The organism is Pseudoalteromonas fenneropenaei, from assembly GCF_042643375.1.
Taxonomy (GTDB): domain Bacteria; phylum Pseudomonadota; class Gammaproteobacteria; order Enterobacterales; family Alteromonadaceae; genus Pseudoalteromonas; species Pseudoalteromonas fenneropenaei.
Genome location: NZ_JBHRSD010000020.1, coordinates 1 through 721 on the forward strand (window position 1 = coordinate 1; position 721 = coordinate 721).

1 protein-coding gene is annotated in these 721 nt (G+C 45.2%); it reads left to right on the top strand.

Translation table 11 applies throughout. The annotated features are described in order from the left end of the window. Window positions 1-721: histidine kinase dimerization/phospho-acceptor domain-containing protein (locus ACFOEE_RS20500; protein ID WP_377124687.1), on the top strand; the 721-nt coding region annotated here is incomplete at both ends.

Sequence of the window (721 nt, forward strand, 5' to 3'; positions counted from 1 at the left end):
CTATCGCGCAGAGGAGGTCCTTTTCCAACAAACCCCGTCTATTTTTCATCTGCCCGTAGAAGTGGAGCGCCATGCCGCTAAGCTGACCACTGAGCTCGGTAGCAACATCGCGGTCGGTTTTGAAACCCTTGTAGCGAAAGCGCGTCTGGGGCAAACGGATAATGCGCGCTGGACCTACCTGACAAAAACCGGTGAACAGGTGCAAGTAAAACTAAATGTCAGTGCACTAAAAGATGAGCAAGGTCAGCTAGCAGGCTTTCTTGGTATCGCGTTTGATTTAACTAAACAACTTAAATACGAAGCGGAACTGGCACAAGCAAAAGAACAAGCTGAGTCTGCTAATAAAGCAAAATCTGAGTTTTTGGCAAATATGAGCCACGAGATCCGCACGCCGATGAATGGAGTTCTGGGATTATTACAATTGGTAGCCAACAGCACGCTGGATCAACGCCAGGCCGACTATATAGAAAAAGCCTATAGTGCAGCTAAGTCTTTGCTTACCTTGTTAAATGATATTCTGGATTTCTCAAAAATTGAAGCCGGTAAGTTGGAGCTAGACCCACATCCATTTAGTTTGACGGATTTGCTGCAGGATATCGGCCTTGTTTTTTCATCTAGTGCAGAGCAAAAAGGATTGGAAGTGCTATACGATGTCACAGCGGATATGCCTGAGCATTTGTTAGGTGATAGTTTCCGTATTAAACAAGTCCTGATAAATCTG